The organism is Mycobacterium canetti CIPT 140010059, assembly GCF_000253375.1.
GTDB lineage: Bacteria > Actinomycetota > Actinomycetes > Mycobacteriales > Mycobacteriaceae > Mycobacterium > Mycobacterium tuberculosis.
The window spans coordinates 1,032,215-1,051,365 of record NC_015848.1 but is presented as its reverse complement, the minus strand read 5'-3'; the positions used below and the strand labels follow the sequence as shown (position 1 = coordinate 1,051,365).

The window sequence follows — 19,151 nt, the reverse complement described above, 5'->3', positions numbered from 1 at the left end:
AGCCTGTCGGTCACACAAGTCGCGAGCGTAACGTCACGGCCAAATATCGCGTGGAATTTCGCCGTGACGTTCCGCTCGCGGACAATCAAGGCATACTCACTTACATGCGAGCCATTTGGACGGGTTCGATCGCCTTCGGGCTGGTGAACGTGCCGGTCAAGGTGTACAGCGCTACCGCAGACCACGACATCAGGTTCCACCAGGTGCACGCCAAGGACAACGGACGCATCCGGTACAAGCGCGTCTGCGAGGCGTGTGGCGAGGTGGTCGACTACCGCGATCTTGCCCGGGCCTACGAGTCCGGCGACGGCCAGATGGTGGCGATCACCGACGACGACATCGCCAGCTTGCCTGAAGAACGCAGCCGGGAGATCGAGGTGTTGGAGTTCGTCCCTGCCGCCGACGTGGACCCGATGATGTTCGACCGCAGCTACTTTTTGGAGCCTGATTCGAAGTCGTCGAAATCGTATGTGCTGCTGGCTAAGACACTCGCCGAGACCGACCGGATGGCGATCGTGCATTTCACGCTGCGCAACAAGACCAGGCTGGCGGCGTTGCGCGTCAAGGATTTCGGCAAGCGAGAGGTGATGGTGGTGCACACGTTGCTGTGGCCCGATGAGATCCGCGACCCCGACTTCCCGGTGCTGGACCAGAAGGTGGAGATCAAACCCGCGGAACTCAAGATGGCCGGCCAGGTGGTGGACTCGATGGCCGACGACTTCAATCCGGACCGCTACCACGACACCTACCAGGAGCAGTTACAGGAGCTGATCGACACCAAACTCGAAGGTGGACAGGCATTTACCGCCGAGGACCAACCGAGGTTGCTGGACGAGCCCGAAGACGTCTCCGACCTGCTCGCCAAGCTGGAGGCCAGCGTGAAGGCGCGCTCGAAGGCCAACTCAAACGTCCCAACGCCTCCGTGACAGCCAGTTGATCAACCGGCCAATGAAGATCAATAGCAGCAGGAACACGATCAGCAAGAGGGCCGCGTCATAGGACAGATCCTGAGCCGACTTGGATGGCTGGTTGTAGAACGTCCAAATTGGGTAGGTCAGGTAGCCGACCGGCGAGTCGGTGAGTTGTCCGGTCGGCGGCGAATTCGACCACCCCGCCGTGTACAGCAGCGGCGCCGTCTCGCCGATCGCCAGGGCCAGCGCGACCAACATCCCGGTGACGATTCCGGGCATCGCCGTCTTCAGCACGATCTTGCGCAGCGCCCAGCCGGCTGGTAACCCGAGTGCCTCAGCCGCTTCCCGATACGACGTCGGCACCTGATGAAGCGCGGACTCGGTGGCCTTGGCGATGTAGGGAATGCTCATCGCCGACAGCACCAACACCCCGGCCGCCAGCGAAAACCCCCAATCGAAGTACACCACCAGGGCCAAATAGCCGACGTAGCCGAGCACGATCGACGGAATACCGGACAACACCTCGTAGGCGCCGCGCAGAATGGACCGTGTTTTGCCGGTGGCGAATTCGGACAGATAAATCCCGGTCAACACACTCACCGTGCCACCCACCAGGATCACCCCGATGGCCAACACTACGGTACCGATGATGGCGTTGCGCAAGCCGCCGCCATTGCCCTGGGAGTCCTGCACCAGCACACTCCAGTGGAAAACCGGTACAGCGCGGCTGACGACTCCGATCAACATCCACAACGTCGGGGTGATCACCACCGCCAGACAACACAAGCACGCCGCCCACCACAGGGCATCGACGATCTTGCGCCGATAGGCTACCGATCGCCGCGGCGGGGACATCGCCGGTAGCTGCCGGGACCCGGACTCAGCCGATTCGCCCATGTCAGATGCCGCGTCCCACCGGAAGCGCGGTGCGTGACACCCGACGAACCATCCCGCGCGCGGCCACATTAGTCAGCAACGTGATCACCATCAGCACCAAACCCACCTCGGCGAGCGTCTTCACCGCGAAGTTGGTGGAATCGGTCATCGCCGAATCCAGCTGCGACACGATGGTGGCGGCGATGGTGGTCATGGTCGCGTAGATGTTGGCGGGCATGGCCCCCAGCACCGCGCCGGACACCATGGCTACCGCCATCGTCTCCCCCAGCGCACGGCCAAGCCCTAGCACCACCGCACCGACGATGCCGCTGGACACCCACGGCAGGGTGACCCTGCGGACACACTCCCAATTCGACATCCCCAGCGCGATCGCGCCCTCCCGGGGCAACACCGGCACCTGCCGGAACAGGTCACGAGTGGTGGTGGCGATAATGGGAACGACCATCACCGCCAACACCAGACCGGACACCAACATGCCCTCCCCGTTGCCCGGGTCGCCGCGCAAGTAGTTCAGCACCGGCACATCGGGAGCGTTGCGAGCGATCACCGGAGCGATGTGATGAGCTATGAACGGCCCGAACGTCATTGCCCCCCACAAACCGACGACCACGCTGGGGATTCCGGCGAGCAATTCCAGGACTATTCCCACAGCCTCGGCCAACCGTTTCGGCAGCCGTTCCACGATCACCAGCGCCGCTCCTACAGAGACCGGCACCGCGATGATCAGGGCGATTGCCGAGGTCGCCAGCGTCCCGACGATCAGCGGCAACGCCCCGTAGTAGGCGCCGACCGGATGGGCGACGCCGTCGGTGACAACGGTTTCGCCGTAGGTGTTGCCTGGATTCCATTCGGTGGCGGTGAAGAAATGCAACCCGTTGAGCCTGATCGCACCCATCGCCTCGATGACCAGCACCACCAGCACCAAGACCAGCGCAAGCAGCGGGATCACCGCACCTATCCCACCCAACCACCGGATGGCCGGGCCAGCGCGGCCGACTTCACCGGCACGGGCCAGCATGCTCCGCAAAGCAGCCCGATGGCCCGACGGAGGTTGCTGTCGCGTGGTGGTCAACGAGGCTAGCTGGAAATCGTCGCGATCAACGCGTCAGACAACTTCACCACCGCGGGCGGCAGCGGCTGGAAATGAACCTGGTCGAGGAACGAGGCCTTGTTGCCGTCGGTGATCGCCCAGTGCAGAAATGCCTGCAAGGTCTGCGCGGTGGCGGCGTCCTTTTGCCGGTTGTTGACGATGGCGTACTCGTAGTTGATGATCGGGTAGCCGTCCGGGGCGGGCCCGTCGATCATCGAAATCGCCTGGTTCGCCGGGGTTTTCGATGCGAAGCCAGCCGCCGCGGCCTGAATGCTTTGCGCGTCGGGCAACAAGAAATTGCCAGAGCTATTGCCTAGTTGGGCCTCGCCGAGTCCCCGTTGACTGGCCTGGTCGAGGAAGCTGATGCCGATATAGGCCACGCAGCCCGGTGTCTCGGCGCAACCGGTCACCATGCCGCCGTTGCCGTTCTCACCCAGCGCACCCGGCACCGCCGGGAAGTCGACGGTGGTGCCGAAGCCGGGCGACTTGCCCCAGCCCTCGGGATCTTGCTTGGACAGGTACTGGGTGAACAAGAAGGTGTCACCGGACCCGTCGGAGCGGTGCAGCGGAACTACCGCGGTGCCGGGCAGGTTCACGCCGGGGTTGAGCGCAGCGATCTGCGGGTCGTCCCAGGTTTTGATGGTGCCCTGGTACATGGCCGCCAGGACTTTTCCGTTCAGCTTGAGGTGCTCGCTCACACCGGGCAGGTTGTAGTTGACCTGCTGAGCGGAGATGGCTAGCGCGATGTTCATCAGCCCCTTGTGCGCGGCCATATCACCTTCCGACAGATAGGCGTCGGAGGCCCCAATGTTGACCGTCCCGGCGGCGGCCTGCGCGATCCCGGCACCAGAACCGGTGCCCTGAGCGGTGATCGTGACGTTCGGATACCTCTCGTGAAAGGCCGGACCCCACAGGTTGAACAGCGGGTAGAGCAGCGTGCTACCGGTCTCCGCCAACGTCACCGGCGACGACGCGGGGGTAGTCGCGACAGTACCGGCGCCGGCGCCCGTTTCAGGCGAACCGCTCGGTGGTTTCGAGCCACAGCCCGCCGCTGCCAGCAGCAGCGGCGCAGCGGTCAACACGGCCAACAGCGTATGCAAACGAATTTTCACGCCATACCTTTCTGTGCTCTTCAATTTCCGCGCTTGGCGTCCTTGACGTCCCCCGACAGTCCGGCGACGTATCGGGCGGTTTCCGCATGCTTCGGCGAGGAGAACAGCTGTTCGGTGGGCCCTTCCTCCACCAGCCTGCCGTCGAAGAACAGGGCCGCCCGGTCGCTGATGCGGGCGGCCTGGGCAAGGTTATGGGTCACGATGATCACCGTGAGGCGATCAGCGAGCGATCGGATGAACTCTTCGATCTTCTCGGTGGTAGTCGGGTCCAGCGCGGAGGTGGGCTCGTCGAGCAGCAACACCTCCGGATTCACCGCAAGCGTACGGGCTAGGCACAACAACTGCTGCTGACCACCAGAGAGTCGAAACGGTGAATCGCTGAGCCGATCCTTGACCGCGTCCCAGAGGCCGACCTCGGTAAGCCGAGCCTGCGCGACGCCACGGAATTCCTTGCGCGGCACCAGTTTGTGGGCACGCACGCCGGCGAGCACGTTGTCCATGATTGACATCGGGAACGGATTCGGGCGCTGGAACAGCATGCCAACCCGGCGGCGAAACTCCAGCACGTCGCGGTAGTTGAAGATGCTGCGTCCGCCCAACAGCACATCACCGCTGTAGCGGTAACCGGAGACCTTGTCATTCATCCGGTTTAGGGTGCGCAAAAAAGTCGTCTTACCTGAACCGGTCGGTCCCATCAACGACGTCACCGCACGAGCGGGAAAGCCCATACTCACCTGGTCGAGCACGGTTTTGCCAGCGAAACCCAGGGTGAGGTTCACCGCCGCCATCGCCGGCGCAGCGGCGTCGACATCAGCAGCACCGCTCTGGCCGCCGAGCCGTTCACACGCCATCGGCGCAGGGTACTACATGCTCCTTGGGATGCTCCTTGGACAAAGCGCGCCGTCGACCCTCAGTATCACCGGCCCCTCCTGAACGCTAGGATTTCAATGATCAGACCTCTTTCGATGCACAACGGTGACGGCTCGAATACCGACCCCGGGTCGGTGGCTCGGCGACCACCGGTGGCGAGTGGATCCGCCACCACGACCCCCTCGAGAGGAGTTGCGTGAAGTTCGCCCGATCCGGCGCAGCGGTAAGCCTGTTGGCCGCCGGCACACTGGTGTTGACAGCATGCGGCGGTGGCACCAACAGCTCGTCGTCAGGCGCAGGCGGCACGTCTGGGTCGGTGCACTGCGGCGGCAAGAAGGAGCTCCACTCCAGCGGCTCGACCGCACAAGAAAATGCCATGGAGCAGTTCGTCTATGCCTACGTGCGATCGTGCCCGGGCTACACGTTGGACTACAACGCCAACGGGTCCGGTGCCGGGGTGACCCAGTTTCTCAACAACGAAACCGATTTCGCCGGCTCGGATGTCCCGTTGAATCCGTCGACCGGTCAACCTGACCGGGCGGCGGAGCGGTGCGGTTCCCCGGCATGGGACCTGCCGACGGTGTTCGGCCCGATCGCGATCACCTACAACATCAAGGGCGTGAGCACGCTGAATCTTGACGGACCCACTACCGCCAAGATTTTCAACGGCACCATCACCGTGTGGAATGATCCACAGATCCAAGCCCTCAACTCCGGCACCGACCTGCCGCCAACACCGATTAGCGTTATCTTCCGCAGCGACAAGTCCGGTACGTCGGACAACTTCCAGAAATACCTCGACGGCGCATCCAACGGGGCGTGGGGCAAAGGCGCCAGCGAAACGTTCAACGGGGGCGTCGGCGTCGGCGCCAGCGGGAACAACGGCACGTCGGCCCTACTGCAGACGACCGACGGGTCGATCACCTACAACGAGTGGTCGTTTGCGGTGGGTAAGCAGTTGAACATGGCCCAGATCATCACGTCGGCGGGTCCGGATCCAGTGGCGATCACCACCGAGTCGGTCGGCAAGACAATCGCCGGGGCCAAGATCATGGGACAAGGCAACGACCTGGTATTGGACACGTCGTCGTTCTACAGGCCCACCCAGCCTGGCTCTTACCCGATCGTGCTGGCGACCTATGAGATCGTCTGCTCGAAATACCCGGATGCGACGACCGGTACTGCGGTAAGGGCGTTTATGCAAGCCGCGATTGGTCCAGGCCAAGAAGGCCTGGACCAATATGGCTCCATTCCGTTGCCCAAATCGTTCCAAGCAAAATTGGCGGCCGCGGTGAATGCTATTTCTTGACCTAGTGAAGGGAATTCGACGGTGAGCGATGCCGTTCCGCAGGTAGGGTCGCAATTTGGGCCGTATCAGCTATTGCGGCTGCTGGGCCGAGGCGGGATGGGCGAGGTTTATGAGGCCGAGGACACCCGCAAGCACCGGGTGGTGGCGCTGAAGTTGATCTCGCCGCAGTACTCCGACAATGCGGTGTTTCGAGCACGGATGCAACGCGAGGCCGACACCGCGGGACGGCTGACCGAGCCACACATCGTGCCGATCCATGACTACGGCGAGATCAACGGACAGTTCTTTGTCGAAATGCGCATGATCGACGGCACCTCTTTACGCGCCCTATTGAAACAGTATGGTCCGCTGACCCCGGCCCGAGCTGTGGCCATCGTGCGCCAGATCGCCGCCGCTTTGGATGCCGCGCATGCCAACGGCGTAACGCACCGCGACGTAAAACCGGAAAACATTCTGGTCACCGCGAGCGACTTCGCCTATCTGGTCGATTTCGGTATTGCCCGTGCCGCCTCCGACCCGGGGCTGACCCAGACCGGGACCGCCGTGGGAACCTACAACTACATGGCCCCGGAGCGGTTCACCGGCGATGAGGTCACCTATCGCGCAGATATCTATGCGTTGGCGTGCGTGTTGGGTGAGTGTTTGACCGGTGCCCCACCGTATCGGGCCGACAGCGTTGAGCGGTTGATCGCCGCGCATCTAATGGACCCTGCCCCGCAGCCCAGCCAGCTACGGCCCGGGCGCGTGCCGCCGGCCCTGGATCAGGTGATCGCCAAAGGCATGGCCAAAAACCCCGCGGAGCGCTTTATGAGCGCTGGTGATCTGGCCATCGCCGCCCATGACGCACTCACCACATCCGAGCAACACCAGGCCACGACGATTCTGCGGCGCGGTGACAACGCAACCTTGCTGGCCACTCCGGCCGATACGGGCTTGAGCCAGTCCGAGTCCGGCATTGCCGGGGCGGGCACCGGCCCACCGACCCCGGGTGCTGCCCGATGGTCGCCCGGGGACTCCGCGACCGTGGCCGGACCCCTGGCAGCGGACAGCCGCGGCGGGAACTGGCCCAGCCAAACCGGACACTCCCCTGCCGTCCCGAATGCGCTCCAGGCCTCCCTGGGACACGCTGTGCCGCCGGCCGGCAACAAACGGAAGGTGTGGGCCGTCGTCGGCGCTGCCGCGATCGTACTGGTGGCCATCGTCGCCGCCGCCGGCTACCTGGTCTTACGACCTTCGTGGTCGCCGACGCAGGCATCCGGACAGACCGTGTTGCCGTTCACCGGCATCGACTTCCGCCTCTCGCCGAGTGGGGTGGCAGTGGACAGCGCCGGCAACGTGTACGTCACCAGTGAGGGCATGTACGGCCGAGTGGTCAAGTTGGCCACCGGGTCAACCGGCACGACGGTGTTACCGTTCAACGGGCTGTACCAGCCGCAGGGGTTGGCGGTGGACGGCGCTGGCACCGTATACGTCACCGATTTCAACAACCGGGTGGTGACGTTAGCGGCCGGGTCCAACAACCAGACCGTGCTACCGTTCGACGGCCTCAACTACCCCGAAGGTCTCGCGGTGGATACCCAGGGTGCGGTATACGTCGCCGACCGGGGCAACAACAGGGTGGTGAAGTTGGCGGCCGGATCCAAGACCCAGACCGTGCTGCCGTTCACCGGCCTCAACGACCCCGACGGGGTGGCCGTCGACAACTCCGGCAACGTCTATGTCACCGACACCGACAACAACAGGGTTGTCAAGCTAGAGGCCGAGTCGAATAACCAGGTCGTGCTGCCATTCACGGATATCACCGCACCGTGGGGTATCGCGGTGGACGAAGCCGGAACCGTCTACGTCACCGAGCACAACACAAACCAGGTGGTCAAACTCCTGGCCGGGTCGACCACCTCGACAGTGCTACCGTTCACCGGCCTCAACACCCCCCTCGCGGTGGCAGTGGACAGCGACCGGACCGTCTACGTCGCCGACCGCGGCAACGACCGAGTGGTGAAACTCACGTCATAACGGGAGTCACCGCCGTCGGGTTGCGACGAACCGGATCATCGCCGCGGCCAGGTTGATCGTGGCGACCACGATGATCAGGGTCAGCGCCGCGCCCCAGACGCGCAGGAAGCCGGCGTGCTCGGGATTGGTGAGTTCGGTGTAGATCAGCAACGGCAGCGAGGCCATGTTGCCGTGGAAGACGTCGAGGTTGATGGAGTGGCTGTACCCGACCAGCACCAGAACCGGTGCGGTTTCACCGACGACGCGCGCGATGGACAACAAGATGCCTGACACGATGCCCGGCATCGCGATCGGGGCGACGATCCGCACGATCGTCTTCCATTTCGGAACGCCTAACGCGTAGCTGGCTTCTCGCAGTTCATCGGGCACCAACCTGAGCATCTCCTCGCCTGCCCGAACCACCACCGGCAACATCAGCAGGACCAACGCCAACGCCACGGCAAAGGCGCTCTGCTGAAATCCTAGGGTGGCGATCCACAGGCTGAAGACGAATAACGCCGCCACGATAGAGGGCACGCCGGCAAGCACGTCGACGGTGAAGGTAGTCACCCGCGCCATTCGACCAGTCCCGTATTCCACTAGGTAAACCGCGGTCATCAAGCCCAGCGGCACGGCCAGCACGGCGGCCACCCCGGCCTGCACCAGCGTGCCGTACAGGGCGTGATACACCCCACCGGCGAATTGCTCTGGCAGCACGCCGCGCAGCGAGTGGGTCCACCAGCCCGATCGGGTGACGGCAAACCAACCCCGGGCAATCACCACCCAAAGCAGCCAGACCAACGGTATCAACGCGACCACGAACGAGGTGAAGAAAAACGTTGTCGCGACGCTGTTTTTGATCCGCCGTCGCAGCGTAAGCGGACGAAACACCACCGGCTTTACCGGCTGGTCGAGCGCCTCGATGCTCGTTGAGGGACTCACCCGTTGACCTTCCCGCCGGCGATTGCGCGAGCGGCCGCATTGACCAGGAACGTCAGCACGAATAACGCAAATCCCGCCGAAATATAGGCTCCGGTCGGCAGCGGTTCGCTGAATTCTGAAGCAGCGGAGGCGATCTTGGAAGCGAACGTATAACCGCCGTCGAACAGCGACCAGGTCCCCGGCCGCGCGGCCGAGCGCAGGATGACCAGCACGGCCACGGTTTCGCCCAGAGCCCGCCCCAAACCCAGCATGGAGGCCGCGACCACCCCGCTTCGCCCGTATGGCAGCACGGTCATCCGCACTACCTCCCATTTCGTCGCGCCTAGCGCCAGCGCTGCTTCGATTTGGATCAGCGGAGTCTGCCGGAACACTTCGCGTGATATCGATGTGACGATAGGCAGGATCATCACCGACAGCACGATGCCCGCGGTGAAAATCGTGCCGCCGCCGGCCAACGACACGTTGCCCTGCTTGAACAGGAACAACCAGCCCAAGTTGCGATTGAGAAACCTCGCGATCGGCTCGAGCTTGGGCGCCAGCACAAAGATCCCCCACAACCCGAAGATGATCGACGGCACTGCGGCCAGTAGATCCACCATCGCGCCGAATGGACGCGACAGTCTCCTCGGCGCGTAGTGGGTGAGGAACACCGCGATCCCGACAGCCACCGGCACCGCCAACACCAGAGCCGTTATCGAACTCAACGCCGTGACCATGAACAAGTCCCGGACACCAAACGCCAGCTGCTCATCGTCCGACGTGTCGAATTGGGTACTGGTGAAGAAATTGGCGTGATTCGCCCGCAACGACGGCACGGCGCGGACCAACAGGAATATCGCGATCAGCAGGATTGCGATGACGATCGTCGAACCGGCGGCCGACGCGGCCAGCTTGAACAGCCGCTCGCCGCGCCGCGCGGGGCGCATGTCGACCGCCACTAGCGCCGGCTTTGTGAGCGGCTCGGTGACCACGTCAACCTCAGATCAGGCGATCGCGTTGACCGCAGTCGACAGCCTCGATTTGAACTCGTCCGGAATTGGGATGTATCCGTTGTCCCCCAGGCCGCTTTGACCGGCGCCGATAGTGCTCTGCAGGAACGCCTTCACAGCCGTGCCAACCTGCGAGTCGGGATACTTCGAGCAAACGATTTCGTATGTCGCTAACACGATCGGATAGGAGCCGGGACGCTTCGGCCGGTAGAACGAGTCCGTGTCGAGCACCAGGTCGTTGCCCACCCCGGAGATGGTGGCCCCGGCGATCGTCTGGCCGACCGAGTCGATAGTAATCGCCACCGGGTCCCCACCAGCCGAAGTGACGATGTTGGCCATGGTCAGGTGCTGCGCCTGGGCGAACGACCACTCGTTGTAGGTGATCGACCCCGGGGTGTTCTTCGCGGCCGCTGACGTGCCATCGTTACCCCGCGCGCCCTCACCGACGCCGCCTTGGAACGACTTTCCAGCGCCCTTACCCCACGCACCGTTGGACGCGGCCTGCAGGTACCTCTGGAAGTTGTCCGTGGTCCCCGACTCATCGCTGCGGAACACCACGTGAATCCGCTCACCTGGCAGCGTGAAGTCGCGGTTCAGCGCCTGGATCGCGGGATTGTTCCACTGCGTAATGGAGCCGTTGAAGATCTTCGCCAACGTGGGGCCGTCCAAATTTAGCGAGGAAACGCTGTTGAGGTTGTAGGTAACCGCGATCGGGCCGAACACCACCGGCAGATTCCACGCCGGCGAGCCGCAACGCCGCTGCGCCGCTGCGGCCTCGTCCTTGCTCAGGGGTACATCTGAGCCACCGAAATCGGTTTGGTTGCCATTAAATTCGCTGATTCCAGCGCCCGAACCATTGGCCGTGTAGTTCAGGGTTTGGCCGGGGCAGGCCTGCTCGAACACGTTGACAAAGCGGGTCATCGCGTTGGCCTGCGCCGTCGACCCACTGGCTTTGAGTGTCTTCTTCCCCCCGCAATCGACCTTCGCCGACGCCTGGCCAGTGGTTGCACCTCCCCCGGTCACATTGTCGTCGTTACCACACGCGGACAACACCAGCGCACCCGCAGCCAGGACACCTACGGCGGCACCAAATCGGTTGAGTTTCAATTCAGTTCCTAACGGCCGACCAGCTGTTTTGCTCGCAGCAAATGAAGCTAACAGCACTAGGTTAACGGTCGGCGAACTTGGCGTGCCGTCGCCCTTGGCCGGGGTTGACCCCTGATGATGGACACGTGGCTGGTTCGACCGCGGGTCTCAGGGGAAGGATGTCCGTATGCCGTGCATACACAGCAGGCACACCCCCAGGTTTCGGGAGCAGTCACAGGAAGCTGCAGCAAGCTTGTTACCGTTTCGGCCGACAGCCGGAAAAGAGGGCGCCATGATCCTGGATATGTTCCGTCTTGACGACAAGGTTGCCGTCATCACCGGCGGCGGCCGCGGCCTGGGAGCAGCCATCGCATTGGCTTTCGCCCAGGCCGGCGCGGATGTCCTCATCGCTTCACGAACATCATCCGAGCTTGACGCTGTCGCCGAACAGATCCGCGCTGCCGGCCGCCGCGCCCACACCGTTGCCGCCGATCTGGCCCATCCCGAGGTGACCGCGCAGCTGGCTGGTCAGGCCGTCGGAGCTTTCGGGAAGCTCGACATCGTCGTCAACAACGTTGGCGGCACCATGCCCAACACGCTGCTAAGCACCTCGACCAAGGACCTCGCGGACGCCTTCGCCTTCAACGTGGGCACCGCCCACGCGCTGACCGTCGCGGCGGTGCCGTTGATGCTGGAACACTCCGGCGGCGGCAGCGTGATCAACATCAGCTCCACCATGGGCCGGCTGGCGGCGCGGGGTTTCGCCGCCTACGGCACCGCCAAGGCCGCACTGGCCCACTACACCCGGCTGGCGGCGCTGGACCTGTGCCCACGCGTCCGGGTCAATGCGATCGCGCCGGGTTCCATCCTGACCTCGGCGCTGGAGGTGGTAGCCGCCAACGACGAGCTGCGTGCGCCGATGGAGCAGGCGACACCACTGCGCCGGCTCGGTGACCCCGTCGACATTGCAGCTGCGGCAGTGTATTTGGCCTCTCCGGCGGGCAGCTTCCTGACCGGCAAGACGTTGGAGGTCGACGGCGGACTCACCTTCCCCAATCTCGACCTTCCCATTCCGGACCTGTGAACCGATGATGCGCGAGCAGTCGCAGTCTGACCCCTACCGCTAAGGAGCCCGCCATGGCCATACCCGTCGTTCAATTGGGCACCGGCAACGTTGGCGTGCACTCGTTGCGTGCGCTCATCGCCGACCCGGAGTTCGAGCTCACCGGTGTCTGGGTGTCATCGGACGCCAAAGCCGGCAAGGATGCGGCAGAGCTTGCCGGGCTGGCGGATTCGACGGGTGTGCGGGCCAGCACCGATCTGAACGCCGTGCTCGCCACCGGGCCGCGGTGCGCCGTCTACAACGCGATGGCCGACAATCGGCTGCCCGAGGCGCTGGAAGACTACCGCCGAATCTTGGCGGCAGGGATCAATATCGTCGGCAGCGGCCCGGTGTTCTTGCAATATCCGTGGCAGGTGATCCCCGACGAGATCATCAAGCCTTTGCAAGACGCTGCGCGCGCAGGAAATTCAAGTCTGTACGTGAACGGCATCGATCCGGGTTTCGCCAACGACCTGTTGCCGATGGCGTTGGCCGGCACCTGTGAAAGCATCGAGCAGATACGCTGCATGGAGATCGTCGACTACGCCACCTATGACAGCGCCGTAGTCATGTTCGACGTGATGGGCTTCGGTAAGCCGATGGACCAGATCCCGATGCTGCTGCAGCCAGGTGTGCTCAGCCTGGCCTGGGGATCAGTGGTCCGACAACTTGCTGCGGGCCTTGGCATTTCACTTGACGGGGTCGAGGAAATGTATGTCCGGGAGCCGGCGCCGGAGGCCTTCAACATTGCATCGGGCCATATTCCTAAGGGCAGCGCCGCCGCCCTGCGCTTCGAGGTGCTCGGCCTGGTCGACGGCGTGCCAGCGGTAGTCCTGGAACACGTGACCCGGTTGCGCGCGGACCTATGTCCCGAGTGGCCGCAGCCCGCCCAGCCGGGCGGCTCGTACCGCATCGAAATCTCCGGCGAGCCCTGCTACGCCATGGACATCTGCCTGAGCAGCCGCCACGGGGACCACAACCACGCCGGACTGGTCGCCACCGCGATGCGCATCGTCAACGCGATCCCTGCAGTGGTGGCCGCCGAACCGGGTATCCGGACAACCCTCGACCTACCCCTGATCACCGGTGAAGGGCGGTACGCTGCTGCCTGATCGGTCATTTCTTGGCACCAGCACCGCCGCCCAGCGGCAACCCGGCACGACGATGACAGGCAGGTGGGTATGACGTATGACCACGACCTCTGACCAGAACGCCGCGGCCCCACCCCGATTCGACGGGCTGCGTGCGCTGTTCATCAACGCGACACTGAAGCGCTCGCCAGAGCTCAGCCATACCGACGGGCTCATTGAGCGCAGCTCGGGGATCATGCGTGAGCATGGCGTCCAGGTCGACACTCTGCGCGCAGTTGACCATGACATAGCGACCGGCGTATGGCCGGACATGACCGAACACGGTTGGGCGACCGACGAATGGCCCGCCCTGTATCGGCGTGTCCTCGATGCGCACATCCTGGTGCTGTGCGGGCCGATCTGGCTGGGCGACAACAGCTCGGTGATGAAACGGGTTATCGAGCGCCTGTACGCATGCTCGAGCCTGCTCAACGAGGATGGACAGTACGCCTACTACGGCCGCGCCGGTGGTTGCCTCATTACCGGAAACGAGGACGGCGTCAAGCATTGCGCGATGAATGTGCTCTATAGCCTGCAACACCTGGGATACACCATCCCGCCGCAAGCGGATGCCGGCTGGATCGGTGAAGCGGGGCCGGGACCGTCGTATCTCGACCCCGGATCCGGCGGTCCAGAGAACGACTTCACCAACCGCAACACCACATTCATGACGTTCAATCTGATGCACATCGCGCAGATGTTGCGGGTCGCCGGCGGCATCCCGGCCTACGGCAATCAACGCACCAAGTGGGACGCCGGCTGCCGGCCGGACTTCGCCAACCCCGACTACCGATAGCCAGCGGAGGTCCCGAGTAGCCCGGTGGTTGGTGGCGGGCGAATTTCGGTTACTCTCGCATCTTTGTTCGCGTGGATCGAAAGTCGGTGAGTTGGCCCAGGACACCCGGACTTCCCTGAAGACGAGCTGGTATCTGCTCGGGCCAGCCTTTGTCGCGGCCATCGCCTACGTCGACCCCGGGAACGTGGCAGCCAACGTCAGCTCCGGCGCCCAGTTCGGCTACCTGTTGTTATGGGTGATCGTCGCCGCCAACGTGATGGCCGCCCTGGTGCAGTACCTGTCGGCAAAGCTCGGGCTGGTGACCGGACGCTCACTGCCGGAAGCGATCGGCAAGCGAATGGGACGCCCGGCCCGGCTGGCCTACTGGGCACAGGCCGAGATCGTCGCGATGGCAACCGATGTGGCCGAAGTGATCGGCGGAGCTATCGCATTGCGGATCATGTTCAACCTGCCGCTGCCGATCGGCGGGATCATCACCGGGGTGGTCTCGCTGCTGCTGCTGACGATCCAGGATCGGCGCGGTCAACGTTTGTTCGAGCGCGTCATCACCGCCTTGCTGCTGGTGATTGCCATCGGCTTCACCGCCAGTTTCTTCGTCGTGACACCACCCCCCAATGCGGTCCTCGCCGGTTTGGCACCGCGCTTTCAGGGAACCGAGAGCGTTCTTTTGGCCGCGGCGATCATGGGGGCGACCGTCATGCCGCACGCCGTCTACCTGCATTCAGGTCTCGCGCGCGACCGGCACGGGCATCCCGATCCGGGCCCTCAGCGGCGCCGGCTGCTGCGCGTCACCCGCTGGGATGTCGGCCTGGCGATGCTGATAGCCGGCGGGGTAAACGCCGCGATGCTGCTGGTTGCCGCGCTGAACATGCGGGGCCGTGGGGACACCGCCTCGATCGAAGGCGCCTACCACGCCGTCCACGACACCTTGGGGGCGACGATCGCGGTGCTCTTCGCGGTCGGGTTGCTGGCGTCCGGCTTGGCGTCGTCGTCGGTGGGTGCTTACGCCGGCGCGATGATCATGCAGGGGCTGCTGCACTGGAGCGTTCCCATGCTGGTGCGCCGCCTAATCACGCTGGGCCCCGCGTTGGCGATACTTACGCTGGGCTTCGACCCCACCCGCACATTGGTGCTCTCACAGGTGGTGCTGTCGTTCGGTATTCCGTTTGCGGTACTTCCACTGGTCAAACTCACCGGCAGCCCCGCGGTGATGGGCGGCGACACCAACCATCGCGCCACGACTTGGGTTGGCTGGGTGGTCGCGGTGATGGTTAGTCTGCTCAACGTGATGCTGATCTATCTCACGGTGACCGGCTGAATGCCGGACCGCCGGCATCCCTACTTCGCCTACGGGTCCAACCTGTGCGCCCACCAGATGGCGTCGCGCTGTCCCGACGCCGGTGCTCCGCGGCCGGCAGTGCTCAGCGATCACAACTGGCTGATCAACCAGCGCGGCGTGGCCACCGTCGAACCCTTCGCCGGAAACAAGGTGCATGGCGTGCTATGGCAGCTCTCCGAGCGCGACCTGGTCAGGTTGGACAGCGCCGAAGGCGTGCCGGTGCGCTACCGGCGCGAACGGTTGACCGTGCACACCGACGACACAGCGTTGCCGGCCTGGGTCTACATTGACCACCGGGTGATGCCGGGCCGGCCGCGGCCGGGCTATCTACCGCGCGTCATCGACGGCGCTCGACACCACGGGCTGCCGCAACGCTGGATCGACTATCTGCACCGCTGGGACCCCGCGCGGTGGCCCCTGCCAGTGTTACCGTCATCGAGATCTGGGCCTGCGCCACAATCACTTTCGGAGTTGCTAAGCCAGCCCGGCGTCATCGAGACGAGCCAGCTGCGGTCCCGCTTCGGCTTCCTCGCCATCCACGGGGGCGGCCTGGAGCAGGTGACCGACCTGATCGCCGAACGCTCCGCCGAGGCTGCGGGCGCTTCGGTGTACCTGCTGCGTCATCCGGACAACTACCCGCACCACCTGCCGTCGGCCCGGTTCGACCCGGCGGAATCGGCGCGCCTCGCCGAATTCCTTGACCACGTTGACGTCGCCGTGTCGCTGCACGGCTACGACCGCATCGGGCGCAGCACCCAGCTGTTGGCCGGGGGCCGCAACCGCGCGCTTGCCGCCCATCTCGCGCGGCACATCCAGCTGCCCGGCTATCGGGTAGTCACCGATCTGGCCGCCATCCCGGAGGAGCTCCGCGGCCTGCATCCAGACAATCCGGTCAACCGGGTCCGCGACGGCGGGACCCAGCTGGAACTATCGATTCGGGTAAGGGGTCTGAGCCCACGCAGTACCCTCCCCGGCGTCGGCGGCATGTCACCGGTCACCGCTACCCTGGTACAGGGCCTGGTAACTGCGGCCCGTTCCTGGTAGCTGTCTGGCGACTTTGGACCGGAGGCGGCCGCACGCAGCTCGTCAACCATCTGCATGATGCCGCGGCCGCCAATGAGCGGCCGATCACCTGATCGATCTCGATCAAGTGAAGATGCGTGGGCGGGGCGCTGGCATCCCGACGACACCGTTGCCGTTGAGTGTGTTTTAGTTGCACTCTCATGCGGCGTCCCCTTGCGGGGTTTGGGTTTTGGCCTCGCCGCGTCCGGCCCTGCGTGGGCGGGGTCTTACGGATGCTCCGCCGGCGCCGGATGATCCGGTGTCCGCGCCATGGCCTGTACCAACCGTGGTGGTTGGCCCGGGTGCCGATGGGGCCGTGGTCCCGACTGGACCACGACTGGCGTTATCCGGCCAGTCACGGAGATTCAAAGCAGCGTTTCTGTCGCGGTCGACTACCTCGCCCGTTACAGGGCAGAGCAGGTGTTTGTCGATGCGGCCCTTGCCTTGCAGCCGGCACGGTGTGCCGTCGGGGCTGGTGCAGCCGTGGTGGATTTGGCTGGAGGCAAACCAGCGGTCCGCCACCGTCAGCACGCCGCTGCACTTGGCCGTTTTGTAAGCCAGCTGCGGCGCGACCAAACCCATTGCGGCATCGGAGACCGATCGGCGAAACGCCCGCCGGCGCATGCTGCGTTTCATCGCGGCCACGTCGAGGTCTTCGATCACGACCTGGCCATAGGTGCCCGCCAACTCGGTGGTGAGCTGGTGGGCTGCTTCCCGCCGTAGGTGCACGCACCGGCGATCCAGGCGGGCCAGCTTGGCTTTCACTGCCCGATGCCCATGGGAGCCGGGGATGCGGCGGGAAAGTTCTCGGCCGGCCCTGCGACGGGCGACGAGTGTCGCCTTGAGCGGGGCCGGGTTTGGGTATTCGATGATGGTCTGCTCGCCGGTGGCGGTGTCGAGGGTGGCGACCGTGGCCAGGGTCCGGACTCCCAGGTCCATTCCGGCGCGCACAGTCGGCTGGGTGAGCGGTGATCTGGTGGTCGGGGTGCGCAGCGCGTAGCAGACCGCCACGAATAACCGGCCCCACCGCTGCGACAAGGTCATGTTCAGGATCTGCGCGCGCCCGCTCACGAGGTGGCGTTGCACCCGGCGGGTGTTCTCCTTGGCCCGCAGCGGCCCGATCACCGGGACCGTGATCGTGCGCCGGTCATCCTCTATGCGCATGGTGCCGGTGGTGAACCGCACCCTGCCAGGATCACGCCGCCCGGATTTGAATCGCGGGAAGCCCACCCGCCGGCCTTTGCGGGTCCCGTTCTTGCCAGCTTTCCAATTAGCCAGGCCCTGGGCCAGATCGGCCAACCCCGACGAGTAGCACTCCTTGGAATTCTCGGCCCACCACGGCGCCACGTCATCTTTGGCTCGGTTCCACGCCCATCGCAGCGACTTCAAGTCCCAGTCCACCGACTCATGTGCCGGATCAGCGGCTTTGGCGTCGAGGTCGGCCTTCACCTGGGCCAGGCCCCAGTTGAAAGCTTTGCGGCGGGCGCCGAAATGTGAACGCACCAAACCCGCCCGCTGCGGGTCGGCGGGCCACTCGACCTCGAATTTCGCCGCCGTGACCATCCAGCCCGACGGCAGTTGGGCACCCGGCCCCCCGGTCGCGGCATAACTGTTGGCGTCGCCGTCATAAAGCTCGAACAGCACCGAAACCGACTCCACCACCGGCCGGTGCGCCTCAAAATCCACGCCGATCTCCACATACCGGGAGAACGTCGGTGTCCCATCGGGTTTCGGCTTGCCCGCCAGCTGCACACCACCGGTGGCCTCGGCCACCTTCGCGGCCTGAGCGCAGCTACGCATCCTGACGATCATCACCCCGCCCCCGGCTCACGCTTGGCCTCCGTGACCGCACGCATCGCCCGGTTGCGCGCACCGCGACGCCCGTACAGCCGCGCGCACATACCGGTCAAGACCTCGATCATGTCACACACCAGATCATCGGTCGTCTCACCAGGATCGGCGACCACAATCCGCCGGCCCTGAGCAGACAGCGCCGCCTCGAGGTGCTCCACCCCGAAACGCGCCAGCCGATCCCGATGCTCCACAACGATCACTCTCGCATCGGGGTCCGACAAGATGCGCCGCAGCTTGGGTCGCTTGCCGTTCAGGCCGGAACCGACCTCGCGCACCACTTGCCCCACCCCCAAGTCACGCTCGGTGGCCCACGCGGTTAGACGCGCGACCTGCCGATCCAGATCCGAACGCCTATCATGGCTTGACACCCGCGCATACAGCACCACTCCCGCCGCTGCGGCCGACGCCGAGGCGGCCGTCTTGACCAGGATCAACCGGCCAACCCGCTCCGCGGGCACCGGCAACGTCCCCTCCCGAAACCAGCGATAAGCGGTATGTCGATTCACCCCCACCGACTCCGCCCAATCCGCCAGATTCACGCCGCCAATTAGAACACACTAACGCACACTAAAACACACTCAACACGCAACAGCTCTGAACCCCAGAGCGTTGGCCGACAAGCGCCCACCACACACGCCCGAGCGTCAGGTGGCCCTCGTTGCGCCCG

General features: G+C 64.5%; 17 protein-coding genes. 8 read left to right on the top strand and 9 right to left on the bottom strand.

Annotated elements, in window-relative coordinates; all coding sequences use genetic code 11:
* The first annotated feature begins 104 nt into the window (after positions 1-104).
* Complete coding sequence (ku, locus tag MCAN_RS04905; protein ID WP_014000505.1) at positions 105-926, top strand: non-homologous end joining protein Ku; 822 nt, start codon at positions 105-107, stop codon at positions 924-926.
* Here ku and pstA (MCAN_RS04900) read toward each other — a convergent pair.
* The 4 genes from pstA (MCAN_RS04900) to MCAN_RS04885 are packed head-to-tail and all read right to left on the bottom strand — an operon-like array spanning position 903 to position 4,861.
* Positions 903-1,808: a phosphate ABC transporter permease PstA gene (pstA, locus tag MCAN_RS04900; protein WP_014000504.1), complete on the bottom strand. Its 906-nt coding sequence runs from the start codon at positions 1,806-1,808 to the stop codon at positions 903-905. The two genes, ku and pstA (MCAN_RS04900), sit on opposite strands and share 24 nt — an antisense overlap.
* 1 nt (position 1,809) lies before the next feature.
* On the bottom strand, positions 1,810-2,826 hold the full coding sequence (gene pstC / locus MCAN_RS04895; protein WP_014000503.1) for a phosphate ABC transporter permease subunit PstC: 1,017 nt from the start codon (positions 2,824-2,826) through the stop codon (positions 1,810-1,812).
* Positions 2,827-2,885: 59 nt separating this feature from the next.
* Positions 2,886-4,010, bottom strand: a complete 1,125-nt coding sequence (gene pstS, locus MCAN_RS04890) for a phosphate ABC transporter substrate-binding protein PstS (RefSeq protein ID WP_003900236.1) — start codon at positions 4,008-4,010, stop codon at positions 2,886-2,888.
* 20 nt (positions 4,011-4,030) lie between these two features.
* Positions 4,031-4,861 (bottom strand): phosphate ABC transporter ATP-binding protein, encoded by an 831-nt coding sequence (locus tag MCAN_RS04885; protein ID WP_003898653.1) that lies wholly within the window; start codon positions 4,859-4,861, stop codon positions 4,031-4,033.
* Positions 4,862-5,076: 215 nt separating this feature from the next.
* Between MCAN_RS04885 and pstS (MCAN_RS04880) the strand changes: the two genes are divergently transcribed.
* Both pstS (MCAN_RS04880) and pknD read left to right on the top strand, forming a co-directional pair.
* A complete protein-coding gene (gene pstS / locus MCAN_RS04880; protein WP_003404784.1) occupies positions 5,077-6,189 on the top strand; it encodes a phosphate ABC transporter substrate-binding protein PstS in 1,113 nt (370 codons plus the stop codon).
* 21 nt (positions 6,190-6,210) lie between these two features.
* The gene (gene pknD / locus MCAN_RS04875; protein WP_003404782.1) at positions 6,211-8,205 is read left to right on the top strand and encodes a serine/threonine protein kinase PknD; all 1,995 of its coding nucleotides are present in this window, start codon (positions 6,211-6,213) and stop codon (positions 8,203-8,205) included.
* A gap of 6 nt (positions 8,206-8,211) precedes the next feature.
* On the opposite strand, the gene pstA (MCAN_RS04870) is transcribed toward pknD, so the two are convergent.
* Genes pstA (MCAN_RS04870) through pstS (MCAN_RS04860) form a run of 3 tightly spaced genes read right to left on the bottom strand, consistent with a single transcriptional unit; the run spans position 8,212 to position 11,222 of the window.
* Positions 8,212-9,126 carry a phosphate ABC transporter permease PstA gene (pstA, locus tag MCAN_RS04870; protein WP_014000502.1) on the bottom strand — a complete coding sequence of 305 codons (915 nt, stop codon included), beginning with the start codon at positions 9,124-9,126 and terminating at the stop codon, positions 8,212-8,214.
* Positions 9,123-10,097, bottom strand: a complete 975-nt coding sequence (pstC, locus tag MCAN_RS04865; RefSeq protein WP_003404779.1) for a phosphate ABC transporter permease subunit PstC — start codon at positions 10,095-10,097, stop codon at positions 9,123-9,125. Before pstC (MCAN_RS04865) ends, pstA (MCAN_RS04870) begins: the two co-directional genes overlap by 4 nt.
* 12 nt (positions 10,098-10,109) lie before the next feature.
* Positions 10,110-11,222, bottom strand: coding sequence for a phosphate ABC transporter substrate-binding protein PstS (pstS, locus tag MCAN_RS04860; RefSeq protein WP_003404775.1), 1,113 nt, complete (start codon positions 11,220-11,222; stop codon positions 10,110-10,112).
* A gap of 271 nt (positions 11,223-11,493) precedes the next feature.
* Between pstS (MCAN_RS04860) and MCAN_RS04855 the strand changes: the two genes are divergently transcribed.
* The 5 genes from MCAN_RS04855 to MCAN_RS04835 all read left to right on the top strand — a co-directional run bounded on the left by MCAN_RS04855 (position 11,494) and on the right by MCAN_RS04835 (position 16,612).
* Positions 11,494-12,285, top strand: coding sequence for an SDR family oxidoreductase (locus tag MCAN_RS04855; RefSeq protein WP_003404769.1), 792 nt, complete (start codon positions 11,494-11,496; stop codon positions 12,283-12,285).
* Positions 12,286-12,338: 53 nt separating this feature from the next.
* Entirely contained in the window at positions 12,339-13,415 is a 1,077-nt protein-coding gene (locus MCAN_RS04850; protein WP_003404767.1) for an NAD(P)H-dependent amine dehydrogenase family protein, read from the top strand.
* 76 nt (positions 13,416-13,491) lie between these two features.
* Complete coding sequence (locus tag MCAN_RS04845) at positions 13,492-14,229, top strand: flavodoxin family protein (RefSeq protein ID WP_003404764.1); 738 nt, start codon at positions 13,492-13,494, stop codon at positions 14,227-14,229.
* 31 nt (positions 14,230-14,260) lie between these two features.
* On the top strand, positions 14,261-15,547 hold the full coding sequence (locus MCAN_RS04840) for an Nramp family divalent metal transporter (protein ID WP_015289415.1): 1,287 nt from the start codon (positions 14,261-14,263) through the stop codon (positions 15,545-15,547).
* Positions 15,548-16,612, top strand: a complete 1,065-nt coding sequence (locus tag MCAN_RS04835; protein ID WP_014000501.1) for a poly-gamma-glutamate hydrolase family protein — start codon at positions 15,548-15,550, stop codon at positions 16,610-16,612.
* A 177-nt stretch (positions 16,613-16,789) separates the two neighbouring features.
* On the opposite strand, the gene tnpB is transcribed toward MCAN_RS04835, so the two are convergent.
* Both tnpB and MCAN_RS04825 read right to left on the bottom strand, forming a co-directional pair.
* Positions 16,790-18,442, bottom strand: coding sequence for an IS607 family element RNA-guided endonuclease TnpB (gene tnpB, locus MCAN_RS04830; RefSeq protein ID WP_003404761.1), 1,653 nt, complete (start codon positions 18,440-18,442; stop codon positions 16,790-16,792).
* Positions 18,442-19,023, bottom strand: a complete 582-nt coding sequence (locus tag MCAN_RS04825) for an IS607-like element IS1535 family transposase (RefSeq protein ID WP_014000500.1) — start codon at positions 19,021-19,023, stop codon at positions 18,442-18,444. Before MCAN_RS04825 ends, tnpB begins: the two co-directional genes overlap by 1 nt.
* Between the last annotated feature and the right edge of the window lie 128 nt (positions 19,024-19,151).